The organism is Pseudomonas fluorescens (assembly GCF_902497775.2).
In the GTDB taxonomy this organism is placed as follows: Bacteria; Pseudomonadota; Gammaproteobacteria; order Pseudomonadales; family Pseudomonadaceae; genus Aquipseudomonas; species Aquipseudomonas putida_F.
The window spans coordinates 190,264-209,899 of sequence record NZ_OZ024668.1 but is presented as its reverse complement, the minus strand read 5'-3'; the positions used below and the strand labels follow the sequence as shown (position 1 = coordinate 209,899).

The following is a 19,636-nucleotide window of genomic DNA, read 5'->3' as shown; positions in this document are numbered from 1 at the left end:
CTTCTTACAGATCGCCGAAGAAGCGTTTCACGCCTTCGAACCAGCCATTGGCTTTCGGCGAATGGGAACTGTCGCCTTCCAGCGAATCACGCAGCTCTTCGAGCAGCTCGCGCTGACGACGGCTGAGGTTGACCGGGGTTTCCACCGCGACCCGGCACATCAGGTCACCGGCACCACCACCGCGAACCGGCGCCACACCCTTGCCGCGCAGACGGAACTGCTTGCCGGTCTGGGTGCCTTCCGGGATCTTCAGCTTGACCCGACCATCGAGGGTCGGCACTTCCAGCTCGCCACCCAGGGCGGCGTCGGTGTAGCTGATCGGTACTTCGCAGTACAGATGCTTGCCGTCGCGCTGGAAAATCGAGTGTTCGCGCACGTTGATGACCACATACAGGTCACCGGTCGGGCCACCGTGAGAGCCTGCCTCGCCTTCGCCAGACAGACGGATGCGATCACCGGTGTCGACACCGGCCGGCACCTTGACCGAGAGGGTCTTGTATTCTTCGATGCGCCCCTCACCGTGGCAGGAACCGCATGGATCAGTGATGATCTTGCCCTGGCCATGGCAACGCGGGCAGGTCTGCTGGACCGAGAAGAAGCCCTGCTGCATGCGCACCTGACCAATACCACCACAGGTCGGACAGGTTGAAGGCGACGAACCTTTCTTGGCCCCGGAACCATCACACGGCTCACAATTGACCAGCGTCGGCACACGAATGTTGACCGTTGTACCGCGTACGGCTTCTTCCAGGTTCAGCTCCAGGGTGTAACGCAGGTCGCTGCCACGCTGGGCGCCACCACGCGAACCACCACGGCCACCGCCGAAGAAATCGCTGAACACATCACCGAAGATATCCGAGAAGTTCGCGCCGCCGAAACCGGCACCGCCACCACCCATGCTCGGATCCACGCCGGCATGACCATACTGGTCGTAGGCCGCACGCTTGCTGGCATCGGAGAGCACTTCGTAAGCCTCGTTGGCTTCCTTGAATTTCTCTTCCGAGTCCTTGTCATCAGGATTACGGTCCGGGTGATGCTTCATCGCCAGGCGGCGATAGGCCTTCTTCAGGTCCGCTTCACTGGAGCCGCGCTCAACTCCCAGAACTTCGTAATAGTCACGCTTTGCCATAAGTCTTTGCACTCTTGAGGACGTTCGGCAAACCTCTGCGCATTCCGCGCTGTGCCGCCAGCACCCGCCCCACCGACCCTGCGGGCGGCTGACAGATGCTGTAAAAATTCGGGTATTCCAGACACGCCAACGCGGGAGCAAGCCCCCGCGCGGCGACATCCTACCAGCCAACCATCAAAAAACAGTCAACTGGCCGACAACCTGTAGCAATTACTTGTTGTCTTTGACTTCTTCGAACTCAGCGTCGACGACGTCGTCGTGCTTGGCTTCAGGCTCAGCCTGTTGCGCGCCGCCCTGAGGCTGTTCGGCCGACTGCTCGGCGTACATCTTCTGGGCAACTGGAGCCGACACTTTCGACAGCTCTTCGACCTTGGCGTCGATGGCAGCCTTGTCGTCGCCCTTGATGGCGGCTTCCAGGGCAACCACGGCAGCTTCGATCGCAGTCTTCTCGTCGGCAGTGACCTTGTCGCCAGCGTCAACGACCATCTTGCGAGTCGAGTGAACCAGTGCGTCGCCCTGGTTACGGGCAGCGGCCAGCTCTTCGAACTTGCGGTCTTCTTCCGAGTTCGCTTCGGCGTCGCGGATCATCTGCTGAATTTCTTCATCAGACAGACCGGAGTTGGCCTTGATCACGATCGACTGGGTCTTGCCAGTGGCCTTGTCTTTGGCGCCGACATGCAGGATGCCGTTGGCGTCGATGTCGAAGGTCACTTCGATCTGTGGCACGCCACGTGGTGCTGGTGGAATGTCAGCCAGGTCGAACTTGCCCAGGGACTTGTTCTGAGCAGCCTGCTTACGCTCACCTTGCAGCACGTGAATGGTCACGGCGCCCTGGTTGTCATCGGCAGTCGAGAACACTTGCGATTTCTTGGTCGGGATAGTGGTGTTCTTCTCGATCAGCGCGGTCATCACGCCACCCATGGTTTCGATACCCAGGGTCAGCGGGCTCACGTCCAGCAGCAGTACGTCCTTCACGTCACCGGCCAGTACCGCACCCTGGATGGCAGCACCCATGGCAACCGCTTCGTCCGGGTTGACGTCTTTACGGGCTTCTTTGCCGAAGAAGTCGGTAACCGCTTTTTGCACCAGCGGCATGCGGGTCTGACCGCCGACCAGGATCACGTCGTCGATCTTGCTGACGTCGATACCGGCGTCTTTCATGGCGATGCGGCATGGCTCGATGGTGCGCTGAACCAGGTCTTCCACCAGCGATTCCAGCTTGGCGCGGGAGATCTTCACGTTCAGGTGCTTAGGACCGGTGGCATCTGCAGTGATGTACGGCAGGTTGACGTCGGTCATCTGGCTCGAAGACAGCTCGATCTTGGCTTTTTCAGCGGCTTCTTTCAGGCGCTGCATGGCCAGCGGGTCACCCTTGAGGTTCATGCCGCTTTCTTTCTTGAACTCGTCGACGAGGTAGTCGATCAGGCGAATGTCGAAGTCTTCACCACCGAGGAAGGTGTCACCGTTGGTGGCCAGAACTTCAAACTGGTGCTCGCCATCGACTTCGGCGATTTCGATGACCGAAACGTCGAAGGTACCGCCACCCAGGTCATAAACGATCACGGTGTGATCGCCCTTGGCCTTGTCCATACCGTAGGCCAGAGCAGCCGCGGTTGGTTCGTTGATGATACGTTTTACATCCAGGCCAGCGATGCGACCGGCATCCTTGGTGGCTTGACGCTGGCTGTCGTTGAAGTAGGCCGGAACGGTGATGACCGCCTCGGTGACAGGCTCGCCGAGGTAGTCTTCGGCGGTCTTCTTCATCTTCTTCAGGATTTCAGCCGAGATTTGTGGCGGAGCCATTTTCTGGCCGTTCACTTCAACCCAGGCATCGTTGTTGTCAGCTTTGACAATTTTGTACGGAACCATCTGGATGTCTTTCTGCACCACTTCTTCTTCGAAGCGACGACCGATCAGACGTTTTACCGCGTACAGGGTGTTGTGCGGGTTGGTGACCGCCTGGCGCTTGGCCGACTGGCCAACCAGGATTTCGCCATCGTTGGCGTAGGCAATGATCGACGGCGTGGTACGAGCGCCTTCGGCGTTCTCGATTACCTTGACGTTGCCGTTTTCCAGAATGGAGACACAGGAGTTGGTGGTCCCCAGGTCGATACCGATGATTTTACCCATGTTAACTCTCCCGAAACTTGAATTTGGTTGCCGCAGCAGTGGTGGCTAACTGCGGTAATACTTGAATGCTTGACACCTAGATGGGGGCGCCGAAAACGATTTCAAGCCTGCTCGTCAATCGACGGCGAAACCGCTGCCGGAGCCTTGCTGACCACGACCATGGCCGGGCGCAGCAGGCGACCGTTGAGCTGGTAGCCCTTCTGGAACACCTTGAGCACGCTGTTGGGCTCGACCTCGGCGCTTTCCTGCATGGCCATCGCCTGATGGTGCTCGGCATTGAACGGTTCGCCGTGCGGGTCGATGGCCTCGAGGTTGTAGCGCTTGAGGGTGTCGTGGAACATTTTCAGGGTCAGCTCGATGCCTTCGCGCATCGGGCGAATGCTCTCGTCGTCCGGGCTGGACAGTTCCAGGCCGCGCTCGAGGCTATCGATGACCGGCAGCAGGTCACCGGCAAATTTTTCCAGGGCGAATTTGTGCGCCTTTTCTACGTCCTGCTCAGCGCGGCGGCGCACGTTCTGCAGGTCGGCGGCGGTGCGCAGGGATTGATCCTGGGCCGCCGCCAGCTGCTCTTCGAGCACCTGCACGCGGGCGTTCAGCTCTTGGTCGCCAGTCGCTTCGGCGTTCAGATTCTGTTCATCCAGCTGTTCGTCAGCCATAAAATCTCTCCTCTCGAATAAGGTCTGCGAGCATTACTCGCGCGTCTGCCGGCTATATGGGGTCGCAAAACCCAGGTTCAAGGGCCGGCAAGGCAGCTTGCGCACATTCGCTCATAACCCATGGCAATCAGAACGACGCGCTGATAACCAAATTGAACTAAACACCAGCATTGTCAGCGGATTTGAAAACACTGTATAAATAACCAGACCTAACGCCTGGGAGCCGCCCCAATGCTGGTGCACCTGTCCGTACACAATTACGCCATCGTCGAACACCTGGACCTTGAGCTCGCCCGCGGGATGAGCGTCATCACCGGTGAAACCGGGGCCGGTAAATCGATCATGCTCGACGCCCTGGGCCTGACCCTGGGCGATCGCGCCGACAGCGGCGTGGTGCGCCCCGGGGCCGACAAGGCCGACATCCTCGCCACCTTCGACCTGGTGGACATCCCCGAAGCCCGTACCTGGCTGGCCGAACGCGACCTCGACAGCGACGGGCCGTGCATCCTGCGCCGGGTGATCACCGCCGAAGGCCGCAGCCGTGGCTATATCAACGGCACGCCCTGCCCGCTCGGCGACCTCAAGGCCCTGGGCGAGCTACTGATCGATATCCACAGCCAGCATGAGCATCAGTCGCTGCTGAAAACCGACACTCACCGCCGTTTGCTCGACGAGTATGCCGGCGCCACCGACCTCGCTCGCCAGGTTCTGCTCGCCGCCCAGCGCTGGCGCCAGACCCGCCAGGAGCTGGAGCGCTTGTCCAATTCCGGCGATGAGCAGCGCGCGCAGCACCAGTTGCTCAGCTACCAGCTCGAAGAACTGGACAACCTCGGCCTGGGCGAGAACGAACTGGAGCTGCTGGAACAGGAACACAAGAACCTGACCAACGCCGAAGCGCTGTTCGGCATCTGCCGCCAGGTTATCGACCACTGCAGCGAAAACGATTCGGGCAACGTGCTCAATGCCCTGACCGCCAGCCTCAACCGCCTGACCGCCGTGCACAACGCGCCCAAGGCCCTGGGCGAGGCGGCCACCCTGATCGCCAGCGCGCAAATCCAGGTAGAAGAAGCCGTTGGCGAGCTGAACCGCTTCCTCGACAACTTCGACGCCGACCCGGCGCGCCTGCAGCAGCTCGAAGAGCGCCTCGACACCATCTACACCCTCGCCCGCAAGCACCGGGTGCACCCGACCGAGCTGGCCGGCCTGCAGCAGCGCTTGATGGAAGAGCTGGAAAACCTCAACGCCAACGACGAATCGATCGAGCGCCTGGGTGAAGAGCTGGCCGCCTATGCCCGTCACTACCAGGACAAGGCCGGCGAACTGAGCGCCTTGCGCCAGCAAGCCGCCAGCCAGCTGGCCAGTGCGGTAGAACAGGAAATCCAGCGCCTGGGCATGCCGGGCGGGCGCTTCAGCATCGAGCTGCGCGCCAACAGCAGCGACGACCTGCAACCCCAGGGCCTGGAACAGGTCGAACTGCTGGTCAGTGCCAACCCCGGGCAACCACTCAAGGCCCTGGCCAAGGTAGCTTCCGGTGGTGAGCTGTCGCGCATCAGCCTGGCGATCCAGGTGATCACCGCGCAGACCTCGCGCATCCCGACCCTGGTGTTCGACGAAGTCGACGTGGGTATCGGCGGACCCACAGCAGAGATCGTCGGCCAATTGCTACGCCGGCTAGGCGAGCGCGGCCAGGTGCTGACCGTAACCCACCTGCCGCAAGTGGCCGCCCAGGGCCATCACCACCTGTTCGTGCACAAGGTCCGCGACAGCGATGCCACCCACACCGCCGTGGCCAACCTGGGCAAGCGCGAGCGCGTAGAAGAGGTTGCGCGCATGCTCGGCGGCATCGACCTGACCAAGGAATCCCTGGCCCACGCACGCAAGATGGTGGTCACCAGCAAGGCCTGAAGTGCGCAGCTATATAAAGCAAGCGAGCAGAAAGCACGAAGGCGACCCCAGGGTCGCCTTCAGTACTTATGCAGCGATGTAACAATTGCTTACTTTTTCTTGCGTACGTACAGAACCAGATTGTGATCAACCAGCTCGAAGCCGTGTTCGGCAACGATTTCCTTCTGACGCTTTTCAATTTCACTGTCGAAGAATTCGATGACTTCGCCGGAGTCGACGTTGACCATGTGGTCGTGGTGACCACCATCAGCCAGCTCGAATACGGCGTGGCCGCCATCGAAGTTGTGGCGTACAACCAGGCCAGCGGCTTCGAACTGGGTCAGAACACGGTAAACCGTGGCCAGACCGACGTCCTCACCCGCCTCCATCAGCGCCTTGTAAACATCCTCGGCACTCATGTGACGCTGCTCGGTAGAATCGAGCATCTGTAGAATTTTCACTCGAGGCAGTGTCACCTTGAGACCGGCTTTGCGCAGTTCGCTATTTTCAACCATGGTCAGCTTTCTCGCCGATGCTGCTTCGCAGCTTCTCTGAATACGGGTATGATCGGGGTTTACGTTGTCCAGCCAAGATAGTGGAAGTCGCCCACCGATGCAAAACACCAAGCTCTTGCTAACCAGCCTCACCTTCGTGGGACTGCTCGCACTCGCCGGTTGCTCGTTCCCCGGGGTTTACAAAATCGACATCCAGCAGGGCAATGTCGTCACGCAAGACATGATAGACCAATTGCGCCCCGGAATGACCCGTCGGCAAGTAAGGTTTATCATGGGTAATCCGCTGATTCAGGATACCTTCCACACCAATCGTTGGGATTACCTGTACAGCCTGCAGCCAGGTGGCGGCGAGCGCCAGCAGGAGCGCATGAGCATCTTCTTCAACGAGAACGATCAGCTCAGCAGCCTGTCCGGCGACTTCATGCCGGGCGTCAGCCGCGACCAGGAAATCCTGGGCGGCAGCGGCGACACCACCGTCAGCCCGACCGGCAGCAGCGAACCCGCAGCGCAGGAAAAACCTGCCAAGCCAGGCTCGCTGGAAGACACCATCCAGAAAGACGTGGATACCATCGAGGTCATCCCGGTACCGCTGCCAGAACCGCTGGACACCTCGGCGCAGTAAGCCTGCAGCGCACACAAAAAAGCCCGGATCAGTCCGGGCTTTTTCTTACCTGTAATTCAGCGTTTGGCTTTCTTGAACACCCGAGCGACCTTGGCCGCTCGCTGCTTGCGCACCTCTTTCGGATCCGCCAGCAATGGTCGGTAGATCTCGATACGATCACCCGCCTCGACCGTCTGTTCGCCGGGATTGGCAATCACCCGGCCAAAGATACCGAACTGGCAGGCCTGAACATCTGCCTCGGGAAAATGCGCGGCGATTTCCGACAGTTTTACCGCCTCATTGATCGTCGTGCCTGCTGGCACCTCGACGCTGAGCAGCACCTGGCGCTCGGCCAGCGCATACACCACCTCGACCGTTAGCAAGGTTTCAGACATGGAGTTGCTTGGCGCGCTGGCAAAAGGCGTCAACCAGGGTATTGGCGGCCTGGTTGAACAGCGGCCCCAAGGTGGCACGCACCAGTGGACCGGCGTAATCGAACGACAGGTCGAGGCTGATCTTGCAGGCTTTCTCGCCCAATGGCTTGAATACCCAGACGCCATGCAGTTGGGTAAAAGGCCCCTCTTCAAGGTTCATTTCAATGGACTGGCCAGGCACCAGCACATTGCTGGTAACAAACTGCTGGCTCATCCCTCCCTTGGCCACTTCCAGGCGCGCACGCATGTGCGTGTCGCTTTCTTCCATCACGGTGCTGGACGAACACCAGGGCAGAAACTCCGGGTAGCGCGCTACATCATTGACCAGGTCGTACAGGGCCTGGGCGGGATATGGCAGCAGCGCCGAACGTTGAATATGGGTAGTCATCCAGGGGTCAATTCCAAAGCTGAGCGGCAAACGCAACCCGAATGCCGATGGGCGCCATAGAGCGCATCAAGTGCGCGCATTGTCCGGGATTCACGGCAATGGCTCAAGCGCACTGCTACCCCGTAGCCGACAGCGCGGCGACTGCCTATAATGCCGCCCCTATGGCTAAACAAAAGAAACATCCGACAGGGACTATCGCGCAGAATAAAAAGGCGCGTCACGATTACTTCATCGAACACAAGTTCGAGGCCGGATTGGTCCTGTCCGGTTGGGAAGTAAAAAGTCTGCGTGCCGGCAAGGCGCACCTGACCGACAGTTACGTGGTACTCAAGGATGGCGAGGCCTGGCTGATGGGCAGCCATATCACGCCGCTGACAGCCGCCAGTACTCACGTCATCGCCGACCCGACACGTACCCGCAAACTGCTGCTCAACCGTCGAGAGCTGGAACGCCTGCATGCGGCCGTCCAGCAGAAGGGCTACACCTGCGTGGCCTTGTCGATCTATTGGAGCAAGCACTTGATCAAGTGCGAAATCGCACTGGGCAAGGGCAAGAAGGAATACGACAAGCGCGATACCCAGCGCGAGCGCGATTCCGACCGCGAATTGCAGCGCGCGGTGCGCAACAAGGGCAAGGAAGACTGATCCCAGTCTGACTTTGGCTCATCGCGGGGCAAGCCCGCTCCTGCAGGAGCGGGCTTACCCCGCGATTGCATCTGCGCGATTGCTAGCGCCCGCTACGCCGCTGCGCCCGTGCCACCCGCTGAACCTCCTGACGCACTTCATCGAGCACTTCCTGCACATAAGTGATGTGCCGGCTGGACACTTCGCGAGCATCCTCCGCCCGCCCTTCGACAATCGCCAGGTACAACTCACGGTGCTGGCTGATGAGCATGTCGCGGGTTTCGGCGCGCTGCTTGTACATGCCGCCGATGTTGGTGACCACGTTGCGCTTGAGCAGGTCGAACAGGCCACGAATGGTGTGCAACAGCACCGCGTTATGGCTGGCCTCGGCGATCGCCAGGTGGAAGCGCGCATCTGCCGCGCCCTCCTCGGCCCGGTCCACTTCATCAGCGCGGGCGTAACAATCCTGCAAGGTATCGAAGGCCGCCTTGAGCCGCTGACGATCCGGCTCGGTGGCGCGGATCGCCGCATAATAGGCGCAGGATGCCTCCAGTGTATGCCGGAACTCCAGCAAGTCGCGCTGCGCTTCGGGGTTGCTTTCAAGCAACTGCAGCAGCGGGTCACTGAAGGTCGAGCCAAGCGATTCGGCCACGTAGTTGCCGCCGCCCTGACGACTGACCAACAAACCTTTGGCCACCAGTTTCTGGATCGCTTCGCGCAACGACGGTCGTGACACGCCGAACTGCTCGGCCAGCGCCCGCTCGGCGGGCAGGCGCTGACCGGCCGTCAAGGTGCCCTCAAGAATCATCCCCTCCAGCCGCTCGACGATATCGTCGGACAAACGGCGTTGGCGGACCTGATCAAAAACCATCACATGCTCTCCACAATCCCGAGTGCGTTCGGGGCTGTCTATTCTGGCGCATCCGCGCCCCGCCGACACTAATCAGTTGGCAAATTTCCCTGCCGTTCAGGCCCGTGTTCCTGCACCCCTGCGACAAAAGTTTTTCCTGGGACAAATTGACACAGCCGCAGCGAGGCTTTTAACCTAGCGCCTCGACATTGTAAATTGGTCTTACCAATTATCCAATGCCAGTGCCTGACCAACAACAATTAGGGGCCACCCCATATGCAAACCTGGCAACAGCTTTACAGTCCGCTTGGCAGTCTTGGCCTGTCCGCGCTCGCGGCAGTCATCCCGATCGTGTTCTTCTTCCTCGCGCTGGCGGTGTTCCGCCTCAAGGGTCATGTGGCTGGCAGCATCACGCTGGGCCTGTCGATCCTGGTGGCGATCTTTGCCTTCCAGATGCCTGCCGACATGGCGCTCGCCGCCGCCGGATACGGCTTTGCCTATGGCCTGTGGCCGATTGCCTGGATCATTGTCGCCGCTGTCTTCCTGTACAAACTGACAGTCAAGAGCGGCCAGTTCGAAGTGATCCGCAGCTCGGTGCTGTCGATCACCGATGACCAACGCCTGCAAGTGCTGTTGATCGGCTTCTGCTTCGGCGCCTTCCTCGAAGGTGCGGCAGGTTTCGGCGCACCGGTGGCGATTACCGCTGCCCTGCTGGTGGGCCTGGGCTTCAATCCGCTCTACGCCGCCGGCTTGTGCCTGATCGCCAACACTGCACCGGTGGCCTTCGGCGCCCTGGGCATTCCGATCATCGTTGCAGGTCAGGTTACCGGTATCGATGCGTTCAAGATCGGCGCCATGACCGGTCGCCAACTGCCACTGCTGTCGCTGTTCGTGCCGTTCTGGCTGGTGTTCATGATGGACGGCCTGCGCGGCGTCAAAGAGACCTGGCCAGCCGCGCTCGTAGCCGGCTTGAGCTTCGCCGTGACCCAGTACTTCACCTCGAACTTCATCGGCCCGGAACTGCCGGACATCACCTCAGCCCTGGCCAGCCTGATTTCCCTGACCCTGTTCCTCAAGGTCTGGCAGCCCAAGCGCTCGTTCGCCGCGGCCCCCGGCAGCGTCGGCGCCGCAGTGGTCCAGAGCAGTGGCAGCCAGCCTTCGCCGTACAGCTTCGGCGAGATTTTCAAGGCCTGGTCGCCGTTCCTGATCCTTACCGTGCTGGTCACCATCTGGACCCTCAAGCCGTTCAAGGCCGCTTTCGCCGCCGGCGGTTCGATGTACAGCTGGGTGTTCAACTTCGCCATTGCGCACCTTGACCAACTGGTGATCAAGACCGCACCGATCGTCGCCACCCCGACAGCGATCCCGGCGGTGTTCAAGTTCGACCCGATTTCCGCCACCGGTACCGCGATCTTCTTCTCGGCGCTGATTTCGATGCTGGTGCTGAAGATCAATTTCAAAACTGGTCTGACCACTTTGAAAGAGACCTTCTTCGAACTGCGCTGGCCGATCCTGTCGATCGGCATGGTGCTGGCCTTCGCCTTCGTCACCAACTACTCGGGCATGTCTTCGACCATGGCCCTGGTGCTGGCCGGCACCGGCGCGGCGTTCCCGTTCTTCTCGCCGTTCCTTGGCTGGCTGGGCGTGTTCCTGACCGGTTCCGACACCTCGTCCAACGCCCTGTTCAGCTCGCTGCAGGCCACCACTGCGCACCAGATCGGGGTCAACGACACCCTGCTGGTTGCCGCCAACACCAGCGGCGGCGTGACCGGCAAGATGATCTCGCCGCAATCGATCGCCGTGGCCTGCGCCGCCACCGGCCTGGTCGGCAAAGAGTCGGACCTGTTCCGCTTCACCCTCAAGCACAGCTTGTTCTTCGCCACCATCGTCGGCCTGATCACCTTGATCCAGGCTTATTGGCTGACCGGCATGCTGGTTCACTAAAGTGTCAGGGGCCGGGCGCGTTGTGGCGCGCCCGGCAGCTCCCCTTTAACCAACGCTGCGAGACCCCATGATCATTTCTGCCTCTACCGATTACCGCGCAGCTGCCCAACGCAAGCTGCCGCCATTCCTGTTCCACTACGCCGACGGCGGTGCCTACGCCGAGCACACGCTGCGCCACAACGTTCAGGACCTGGCCGGCATCGCCCTGCGCCAACGCGTATTGAAGAATATGTCCGAGCTGAGCCTCCAGACCCAGTTGTTCAACGAAACCCTGAGCATGCCAGTAGCCCTGGCCCCGGTCGGCCTGACCGGCATGTACGCACGCCGCGGCGAAGTTCAGGCGGCCCGTGCCGCGGCGGCCAAAGGCATTCCGTTCACGATGTCGACGGTGTCGGTGTGCCCGATCGAAGAAGTGGCGCCGGCCATTGACCGGCCGATGTGGTTCCAGCTCTACGTGCTCAAGGACCGCGGCTTCATGCGCAACGCCCTGGAGCGCGCCAAGGCGGCTGGCGTCACCACCCTGGTGTTCACCGTGGACATGCCGGTACCCGGCGCCCGCTACCGCGACGCCCACTCCGGCATGAGCGGCCCGAATGCGCCGCTGCGCCGCGTCTGGCAGGCCATGACCCACCCGCAGTGGGCCCTGGATGTCGGCCTGCTGGGCAAGCCCCATGACCTGGGCAACATCTCCGCCTACCGTGGCAGCCCCACGGGCCTGGCCGATTACATCGGCTGGCTGGGTGCCAACTTCGACCCGTCGATTTCCTGGAAAGACCTGGAGTGGATCCGCGAGTTCTGGGAAGGTCCGATGGTGATCAAGGGCATCCTCGACCCGCAAGATGCCAAGGATGCGGTGAAATTCGGCGCCGACGGCATCGTCGTTTCCAACCACGGTGGCCGCCAGCTCGACGGCGTGCTGTCCAGCGCCCGCGCCTTGCCGGCGATTGCCGACGCGGTGAAAGGCGACCTGAAGATCCTCGCCGACTCCGGCATCCGCAGCGGCCTGGACGTAGTGCGCATGATTGCCCTGGGCGCCGACACCGTGCTGATCGGCCGCGCATTCCTCTATGCCCTGGCCACCGCCGGCGAAGCCGGGGTGAAAAACCTGCTGGACCTGTTCGAAAAAGAAATGCGCGTGGCCATGGTGCTGACTGGCGCCAAATCGATCAGCGAAATCACCCGCGACTCGCTGGTCCGCGAACTGGGTGCCTGATTGCCGCGCCTTCGAATCACAGCCTGATTGACCGGGGCACGCGGCGCATCAGATGCCACTGCCCCACGAGGAGATTGCATGAGTCTGCCCACCGCGTTCCTCGACTCGGTAGCACGCCTGATACCCGCCGAGCGACGTTTCGACGATCCGCTGTCGACCCTGGCTTTCGGCACTGATGCCAGCTTCTACCGGCTGATTCCCAAGCTGGTGGTGCGGGTCGAATCCGAAGACGAAGTGGTCGCCCTGCTCAAGCTGGCCCAGCGCGAGCACGTGTCGGTCACCTTCCGCGCCGCCGGCACCAGCCTGTCCGGCCAGGCCATCAGCGACTCGGTGTTGATCGTGCTCGGTGATAACTGGAACGGTCGCGAGATTCGCGATCAGGGCCAGCAGATCCGTCTGCAACCGGGGGTAGTCGGCGCCCAGGCCAACGCCTGGCTGGCCCCGTTCGGACGCAAGATCGGCCCGGACCCTGCCTCGATCAACGCCTGCAAGATCGGCGGTATCGTTGCCAACAATGCCAGCGGCATGTGCTGCGGCACCGCGCAAAACACCTATCACACCCTGGCCGGCATGCGCCTGGTGCTGGCCGACGGCACGCGCCTGGACAGCGAAGATCCGGCCAGCGTCGCCGCCTTCGAGCAGAGCCACGCCAGCCTGCTCGGCGAGCTCGCGCGCCTGGCTCGGGAGACCCGCGCCAACACCGAACTGGCAGCGAAGATTCGCCACAAGTACCGCCTGAAGAACACCACCGGCCTGTCGCTCAATGCACTGATCGACTACGACCAGCCTCTGGATATCCTCAGCCATCTGCTGGTTGGCTCCGAGGGCACCCTGGGTTTTATCAGTGCCGTGACCTACGACACGGTGATCGATCACCCGAACAAAGCCTCGGCCCTGATCGTCTTCGCGGATGTGCAAACCTGCTGCAACGCCGTCACCGTGCTCAAAAGCCAGCCGGTTTCGGCCGTGGAACTACTCGACCGGCGCAGCCTGCGCTCGGTGCAGGACAAGCCCGGCATGCCGGCCTTTGTCCAGCAACTGTCCGACGGTGCCTGCGCGCTGCTGATCGAATCGCGCGCGGCAACCCAGGCGCTGCTGCACGAGCAACTGGCGCAGATCATGGTCTCGCTGGCGGGCTTCCCGGTGGAGAAGCAGGTCGACTTCACCGAAGACGCCAAAGAGAACGCCAAGCTCTGGGCCATCCGCAAGGACACCTTCCCCGCCGTCGGTGCGGTGCGTAAAACCGGCACCACGGTGATCATCGAAGACGTGACCTTCCCGGTCGAACAACTGGCCATCGGCGTCAATCGCCTGATCGCCCTGTTCGACAAGCACCACTATGACGAAGCGATCCTGTTCGGCCATGCCCTGGAAGGCAACCTGCACTTCGTCTTCACCCAGGGCTTTAACAACGCCGAAGAAGTCGCCCGATACCAAGCCTTCATGGACGATGTGGCGCAACTGGTGGCGGTGGAATTCGGCGGTTCGCTCAAGGCCGAACACGGCACCGGGCGCAACATGGCGCCCTTCGTCGAGCTGGAATGGGGCAGCGATGCCTACCAATTGATGTGGCAGCTCAAGCGTCTGCTCGATCCCAATGGCATCCTCAACCCGGATGTGGTGCTCAGCGAAGACCCGCAGATCCACCTGAAGAACCTCAAGCCGCTACCGGCAGCCGACGAGATCGTCGACAAGTGCATCGAATGCGGCTTCTGCGAGCCGGTCTGCCCGTCAAAAGGGCTGACCCTGAGCCCGCGCCAGCGCATCGTCATGTGGCGCGATATCCAGGCGAAAAAACGTGCCGGCAGCGATACCCGCGAGCTGGAGCGCAACTACCAGTACCAGGGCATCGATACCTGCGCCGCCACCGGCCTGTGCGCCCAACGCTGCCCGGTGGGTATCAATACTGGCGAGCTGGTGAAAAAGCTGCGCGCCCAGGCCGCCGATCATGTGAAGACCGCCGACTGGCTGGCCGACAATTTCCACACCGCCCTCAGCGGCGCACGCTTTACTCTGCAAGCCGCCAATGGCGCCCGCCGCTTGCTCGGCGTGCCGCGCTTGAGTCGCTTGAGTGCAAGCCTGAGCAAACTCAGCCATGGCCGCGTGCCGCAGTGGACCCCAGCCATGCCGCAACCGCTCAAAGCGGTGCAGTTGAGCCCGACCAGCAACGATACGCGGCCACGGGTGGTGTACCTGGCAGCCTGTGTTTCACGGGTGATGGGCCCGGCGGCGACAGATCGCGAGCAAACCTCATTGCTCGACAAAACCCGCGCCCTGCTGGAAAAAGCCGGCTATCAGGTGGTATTCCCGGACAACCAGGACAACCTTTGCTGCGGCCAGCCATTTGCCTCCAAGGGCTACGCCGAGCAGGCCGAACACAAGCGCCAGGAACTGATCAACGCTCTGCTCCACGCCAGCCGCGGCGGCCTGGACCCGATCTATTGCGACACCAGCCCGTGCACCTTGCGCCTGGTCCAGGACCTGGCCGAGACGCGCCTGGACCTGTATGACCCGGTACGTTTCATCCGCACCCACCTGATTGACAAACTGGAGTTCACCCCCCAGGACGAGCCGATCGCCGTGCACGTGACCTGCAGCACCCAGCACCTGGGCGAAAGCCAGGCGCTGATCGACCTGGCGCGGCGTTGCAGCAAGCAGGTGGTGATCCCGGAAGGCATTCACTGTTGCGGCTTTGCCGGCGACAAAGGCTTTACCACCCCGGAGCTCAATGCCCATTCGCTGCGCAGCCTCAAGGACGCGGTGCAGTACTGCAGCGAAGGGATTTCCACCAGCCGCACCTGTGAGATCGGCCTGTCGAACCATGGCGGGATCGATTATCACGGTCTGGTTTATCTGGTGGACCGCGTGACCCGGGCGCGAACAATCTGAACCCCAGGCAAGCAGTGCAGTCCATCCTTTTAGGCCCCTTTTCCCGAGGCCTTACCCGCCAAGGAGATTCACATGAAGCGTACTGCGATTTCCGGACTGTTCATTGCCGCCGCACTGCTTGCCTCCCCTGTGTTCGCGGCCGACGACCTGTGTACTACTAACCTGCAGAAAATCGATGACAACATGGCCACTAGCGGGGCTACCTCCGAAGGCCTTGACGATACGATCGCCGAGCACGTGAAAGATGCCAAGGCCGCGCAGGCGGCGGGCAACACCGAGGACTGCATTGCCATCACCAGCAAGATCCTTGAGCGCCAGGAAAAAACCGAAAAAGGCAGTAACGGCCAGTAGACCTTGTGCCGGGCGATGTCAGACCAACAGTCGACGTCGCCCGACCGATGGCGTATACTGGACCTCGAGCGTTGAAAAACGCTTACAGCTAGAGCGCAACAAATGGGGCCGATTAGGATTCGACGCCGGTAGTGAAACTCTAGGTGCATGCCGAGTTGGTAACAGAACTCGTAAATCCACTGTTGCAACTTTCTATAGTTGCCAATGACGAAAACTACGAGGGTTACGCTCTCGCTGCGTAAGCAGCTGAGCCCGCTCTCCTGGTAGCTTCGGCTCCAGCAATCACTAGGGGATGCCTGTAAACCCGAAGTGATTGTCATACAGAACAGGATCGCCGTGCAGTACGTTGTGGACGAAGCGGCTAAAACTTACACAACTCGTCCAAAGCACCCTGCCCGTCGGGCGGCTGCGGATTAACTCAATAGACACGGCTAAGCATGTAGTACCGACAGCGGATCACTGGCGGACGGGGGTTCAAATCCCCCCGGTTCCACCAAATACGCAAAACGAAAAAGGCATCTGGCGCTTGCGCCGATGCCTTTTTTGTTGCCTTCTCGAAAGCATTGCTCAAGGACGAAGCCCATGCGCCCACTGATTACCCTGGCCCTGCTCCTACTCTGTGGCGCACTACAGGCCGCGCCACAGTGCCAGGACTTCCTCGGCGCATTGGGCACCTACCCCAAGAGCATCGAGTACCTGGGCTGCCATCAGGAACCCGAACTGCAGACGGCGCCCTTGATCGCGACCTACAGGGTCAAAGGCGCCGAAGCAGCGGCGGCCGAGGCCTACCTGCAGCAAACCTATGGCATGGGCCACTTGCAGTTTTTTTGCTGCATGTGGGACTCGCTGCGCCGTTTCCACCGTGATCGACAGAGCGGCATCGGCTACGAATTCCTCATGACTTCCGAAGAGACGCCGGTCAACCAGCGCCCACAATGGCCACAGATCACGTTCTTCTACATCACCGTCAGCGTCAATACCCTCGAACCCTGACCGGCCATCAGCCTTTGGCGTATTGCAGCAGCACCTCCAGCGGATGACGCAACTGGCGGTCAGCCATGCGTTTGACCTGGCTGCGGCACGAATAGCCGGTGGCCAACGCCTCCCCCTGCTTATCCAGCTTGCCGGCCCAGGATTGCTCGAAGATGGTCCGCGAGGTGTCCTGGTTGCGCGCTTCATGGCCGTAAGTGCCGGACATGCCGCAGCAGCCGGTGGCTTCGGTGACCAGTTTCAGCCCCAGGCGGGCAAATACCTGCTCCCACTGGCTAGTGCTGGCCGGCACGTTGGTTTTCTCGGTGCAGTGGGCCAGCAGGCGGAAGGTTTCGCTGGCGCCCGCGGCCTGTTCGGGCAGCACGTCGACCAGCCATTCCTGCGGTAACAGAACCTTCGGGCAATCGCTCAGGCCTTCGACCTTCGGGTATTCCTGGCGGTACACCAGGGTCATGGCCGGGTCGAGCCCCACCAGCGGCACGCCGCAATCGGCCAGGGCCTTGAGCTGGGTGGCGTTGCGAATCGCTGCCTTGCCAAAGGCACCGAGAAAGCCCTGGACATGCAAGGGTTTGCCGTTGGCGCTGTAGGGCGCGAGGAACACCTTGTGACCCAGACGGTGGGCCAGTTCGATGAACGACGCCAGCAACGGTGTTTCGAAGTAGCGGGTGAAGGCATCCTGGACCAGCACGATGCTACGCTCGCGCTGGGCCGGGGTCAGTTCGCGCAGCGCCGGCACGCTGGCCGCGCGCACGTTGCAACGGGTCAGGGTGTTCTGCAGGTTGTAGCGGCTGATCAACGGGCTGTCGAGCATGCCGACATGACGCTCAAGCAGGCGGCTGACCCATTTCGAGCCCATCACCGCGTTATACAAGCCTGGCGCATAGGCCATATAGGGAATGCTGAACTCCAGCGAGCCGATCAGGTAATCACGCAGCGGGCGCTGGTAGCGACCGTGGTACAGCTCCAGGAAACGCGAGCGAAACTCCGGCACATTGACCTTGATCGGACACTGCCCCGCGCAGGATTTGCACGCCAGGCAGCCAGCCATGGCTTCGTAGACTTCGTGGGAAAAGTCAGCCTCGCCACGGGAACGCGCCTGGTTGTTGCGCAGGCGTTGCGGCAGCTCCTTGAGCCAGGAAGTCTTGTTCTTTGCCGCCGCCAGCACATTGATGCTGGCCGCCCCCTGCAGGCGCAACCATTCGCGGATCAGCGAGGCGCGCCCCTTGGGTGAATGCTGGCGTTCGCGGGTAGCTTTCCACGAGGGGCACATGGCGTCGTTGGGATCGAAGTTGTAGCAGGCGCCGTTGCCGTTGCAGTGCACGGCGCTGCCGAAGCTCTGCCAGACCCGCTCATCGATCTGCCGGTCAAAGTCGCCGCGCATCGGTGCTTCGTTGACCTTGATCAGGCCCTGCTCGCTGTCCGGCGGGGTGCAGATCTTGCCGGGGTTAAGCTGGTTGTAGGGGTCGAATGCACCCTTGAGCGATTGCAGCGCCGGGTACAGTGCACCGAAGAAATCCGGCACGTATTCCGAACGCAGACCCTTGCCGTGCTCACCCCAGAGCAGGCCGCCGTAACGATGGGTCAGCGCCGCTACGGCATCGGAAATCGGCTTGACCAGCGCCGCCTGGGCAGGGTCCTTCATGTCCAGGGCCGGGCGCACGTGAAGCACGCCGGCATCGACGTGGCCGAACATGCCGTAGGTCAGGCCGTAGCTGTCGAGCAAGGCTCGGAAGTCGGCAATGTAGTCGGCCAGTTGCTCGGGCGGCACTGCGGTGTCTTCAACGAACGGCTGTGGGCGCACTTCGCCTTCGACGTTGCCCAGCAGGCCCACAGAACGCTTGCGCATGGTGTAGACCCGGGTCACCGCCTCGGCGCCTTCGGCCAGGGTGTGGCCCAGGCGCTCGACGCCGGTATCTGCCTGCAAATGCGCGACGAAGGCTTGCACCCGCGCGTTCACCTCTGCCGGATCATCACCACAGAACTCCACCAGGTTGATACCCAGGGTCGGGCGCTCGGCTTGCGCCGGGAAGTATTCGGCGACGCTGTGCCAGACGATGTCCTTCATCGCCAGCATCAGCACCCTGGAGTCCACCGTCTCGATCGACAGCGGCTTGTGCGCCATCAGCGCATTGGCGTCGCGCAGGGCATCCATGAAGCTGCTGTAGCGCACGTTGACCAGCACTGCGTATTTGGGGATCGGCAGCACATTGAGCTTGGCCTCGACCAGGTAACCCAGCGAGCCTTCGGCGCCGCACAATACGCTGTTAAGGTTGAAACGCCCCTGCTCGTCGCGCAGGTGTGCCAGGTCGTAACCGGTCAGGCAGCGGTTGAGCTTGGGGAAGATGGTTTCGATCAGCTCGGCCTGGGTTTCCTGGATCTGCCGGGCCGTGCGGTACACCTCGCCGCTGCGCCCTGGCTGCGCGCAGGCCTGCTCCAGCGCCTGGTCATCGATCGGCAGGCTGTGCAAGCGCTCGCCACCGAGCAACACGCTGTGCAGTTCGAGCACGTGGTCGCGGGTCTTGCCGTAGGTGCAACTGCCCTGGCCGCTGGCATCGGTGTTGATCATGCCGCCGACGGTGGCACGGTTGGAGGTCGACAGCTCCGGGGCGAAGAACAGCCCGTGGGGCTTGAGCGCGGCGTTGAGCTGGTCCTTGACCACCCCGGCCTGCACGCGCACCCAGCGCTCCTCGACGTTGATCTCAAGGATGTTGTTCATGTGCCGCGACAGGTCGACGACGATGCCGTCGGTCAGCGACTGGCCGTTGGTCCCGGTGCCGCCCCCACGCGGGGTGAGCTTGATCTGGCGAAAACGCGGCTCGGCCATCAGCGCCGCAACCCGCGCGACGTCCTCGGCATCCAGCGGGAACACCGCTGCTTGCGGCAGGCGCTGGTAGATCGAGTTGTCGGTGGCAAGCACCGTGCGGGTAGCGTAGTCGGCGCTGAACTGACCACGGAAACCGCTGTCACGCAGGGCGGCGAGAAAATCGGAATAGTCGGCAGCAGGGGCGCTGGTCGGCAACTGGGCGATCATCAAAGGAT

16 protein-coding genes and 1 other RNA gene are annotated in these 19,636 nt (G+C 61.7%); 9 read left to right on the top strand and 8 right to left on the bottom strand.

Annotated elements, in window-relative coordinates; genetic code table 11:
* Nucleotides 1–4: 4 nt before the first annotated feature.
* The 3 genes from dnaJ to grpE all read right to left on the bottom strand — a co-directional run bounded on the left by dnaJ (nucleotide 5) and on the right by grpE (nucleotide 3,915).
* Entirely contained in the window at nucleotides 5–1,129 is a 1,125-nt protein-coding gene (dnaJ, locus tag F8N82_RS01065) for a molecular chaperone DnaJ (RefSeq protein ID WP_038998652.1), read from the bottom strand.
* Nucleotides 1,130–1,339: 210 nt separating this feature from the next.
* A complete protein-coding gene (dnaK, locus tag F8N82_RS01060; protein ID WP_038998651.1) occupies nucleotides 1,340–3,259 on the bottom strand; it encodes a molecular chaperone DnaK in 1,920 nt (639 codons plus the stop codon).
* 101 nt (nucleotides 3,260–3,360) lie between these two features.
* Nucleotides 3,361–3,915, bottom strand: a complete 555-nt coding sequence (grpE, locus tag F8N82_RS01055; RefSeq protein ID WP_038998650.1) for a nucleotide exchange factor GrpE — start codon at nucleotides 3,913–3,915, stop codon at nucleotides 3,361–3,363.
* A 231-nt stretch (nucleotides 3,916–4,146) separates the two neighbouring features.
* Between grpE and recN the strand changes: the two genes are divergently transcribed.
* Nucleotides 4,147–5,820, top strand: a complete 1,674-nt coding sequence (gene recN / locus F8N82_RS01050; protein ID WP_038998649.1) for a DNA repair protein RecN — start codon at nucleotides 4,147–4,149, stop codon at nucleotides 5,818–5,820.
* Nucleotides 5,821–5,909: 89 nt separating this feature from the next.
* Here recN and fur read toward each other — a convergent pair whose 3' ends face one another.
* A complete protein-coding gene (fur, locus tag F8N82_RS01045; protein WP_038998648.1) occupies nucleotides 5,910–6,314 on the bottom strand; it encodes a ferric iron uptake transcriptional regulator in 405 nt (134 codons plus the stop codon).
* Nucleotides 6,315–6,411: 97 nt separating this feature from the next.
* Between fur and F8N82_RS01040 the strand changes: the two genes are divergently transcribed.
* Nucleotides 6,412–6,936 carry an outer membrane protein assembly factor BamE gene (locus F8N82_RS01040; RefSeq protein WP_038998647.1) on the top strand — a complete coding sequence of 175 codons (525 nt, stop codon included), beginning with the start codon at nucleotides 6,412–6,414 and terminating at the stop codon, nucleotides 6,934–6,936.
* A 56-nt stretch (nucleotides 6,937–6,992) separates the two neighbouring features.
* On the opposite strand, the gene F8N82_RS01035 is transcribed toward F8N82_RS01040, so the two are convergent.
* Complete coding sequence (locus F8N82_RS01035; RefSeq protein ID WP_038998646.1) at nucleotides 6,993–7,310, bottom strand: RnfH family protein; 318 nt, start codon at nucleotides 7,308–7,310, stop codon at nucleotides 6,993–6,995.
* The gene (locus F8N82_RS01030) at nucleotides 7,303–7,737 is read right to left on the bottom strand and encodes a type II toxin-antitoxin system RatA family toxin (RefSeq protein ID WP_010222960.1); all 435 of its coding nucleotides are present in this window, start codon (nucleotides 7,735–7,737) and stop codon (nucleotides 7,303–7,305) included. The genes F8N82_RS01035 and F8N82_RS01030 overlap by 8 nt, the downstream gene beginning before the upstream one ends.
* Before the next feature lie 161 nt (nucleotides 7,738–7,898).
* Between F8N82_RS01030 and smpB the strand changes: the two genes are divergently transcribed.
* Nucleotides 7,899–8,381 (top strand): SsrA-binding protein SmpB, encoded by a 483-nt coding sequence (gene smpB, locus F8N82_RS01025; protein ID WP_028944546.1) that lies wholly within the window; start codon nucleotides 7,899–7,901, stop codon nucleotides 8,379–8,381.
* Nucleotides 8,382–8,463: 82 nt separating this feature from the next.
* Here smpB and F8N82_RS01020 read toward each other — a convergent pair whose 3' ends face one another.
* Nucleotides 8,464–9,231 (bottom strand): GntR family transcriptional regulator, encoded by a 768-nt coding sequence (locus F8N82_RS01020; protein ID WP_038998645.1) that lies wholly within the window; start codon nucleotides 9,229–9,231, stop codon nucleotides 8,464–8,466.
* 255 nt (nucleotides 9,232–9,486) lie between these two features.
* On the opposite strand from F8N82_RS01020, the gene F8N82_RS01015 reads away from it, so the two are divergent.
* From F8N82_RS01015 to F8N82_RS00990, 6 genes are all read left to right on the top strand, one after another.
* Nucleotides 9,487–11,154 carry a lactate permease LctP family transporter gene (locus F8N82_RS01015; protein ID WP_038998644.1) on the top strand — a complete coding sequence of 556 codons (1,668 nt, stop codon included), beginning with the start codon at nucleotides 9,487–9,489 and terminating at the stop codon, nucleotides 11,152–11,154.
* Nucleotides 11,155–11,221: 67 nt separating this feature from the next.
* Nucleotides 11,222–12,367 carry an FMN-dependent L-lactate dehydrogenase LldD gene (gene lldD, locus F8N82_RS01010; RefSeq protein WP_038998643.1) on the top strand — a complete coding sequence of 382 codons (1,146 nt, stop codon included), beginning with the start codon at nucleotides 11,222–11,224 and terminating at the stop codon, nucleotides 12,365–12,367.
* 78 nt (nucleotides 12,368–12,445) lie between these two features.
* Nucleotides 12,446–15,256, top strand: coding sequence for an FAD-binding and (Fe-S)-binding domain-containing protein (locus F8N82_RS01005; protein ID WP_038998642.1), 2,811 nt, complete (start codon nucleotides 12,446–12,448; stop codon nucleotides 15,254–15,256).
* Nucleotides 15,257–15,328: 72 nt separating this feature from the next.
* Complete coding sequence (locus tag F8N82_RS01000; protein WP_038998641.1) at nucleotides 15,329–15,607, top strand: hypothetical protein; 279 nt, start codon at nucleotides 15,329–15,331, stop codon at nucleotides 15,605–15,607.
* Nucleotides 15,608–15,711: 104 nt separating this feature from the next.
* Nucleotides 15,712–16,103: a transfer-messenger RNA gene (gene ssrA, locus F8N82_RS00995) on the top strand.
* A gap of 86 nt (nucleotides 16,104–16,189) precedes the next feature.
* On the top strand, nucleotides 16,190–16,600 hold the full coding sequence (locus tag F8N82_RS00990) for a DUF4952 domain-containing protein (protein WP_038998640.1): 411 nt from the start codon (nucleotides 16,190–16,192) through the stop codon (nucleotides 16,598–16,600).
* Nucleotides 16,601–16,607: 7 nt separating this feature from the next.
* Here the strand turns inward: F8N82_RS00990 and ydiJ are convergent, their stop codons facing one another.
* Nucleotides 16,608–19,628, bottom strand: a complete 3,021-nt coding sequence (ydiJ, locus tag F8N82_RS00985; protein WP_150776965.1) for a D-2-hydroxyglutarate dehydrogenase YdiJ — start codon at nucleotides 19,626–19,628, stop codon at nucleotides 16,608–16,610.
* Between the last annotated feature and the right edge of the window lie 8 nt (nucleotides 19,629–19,636).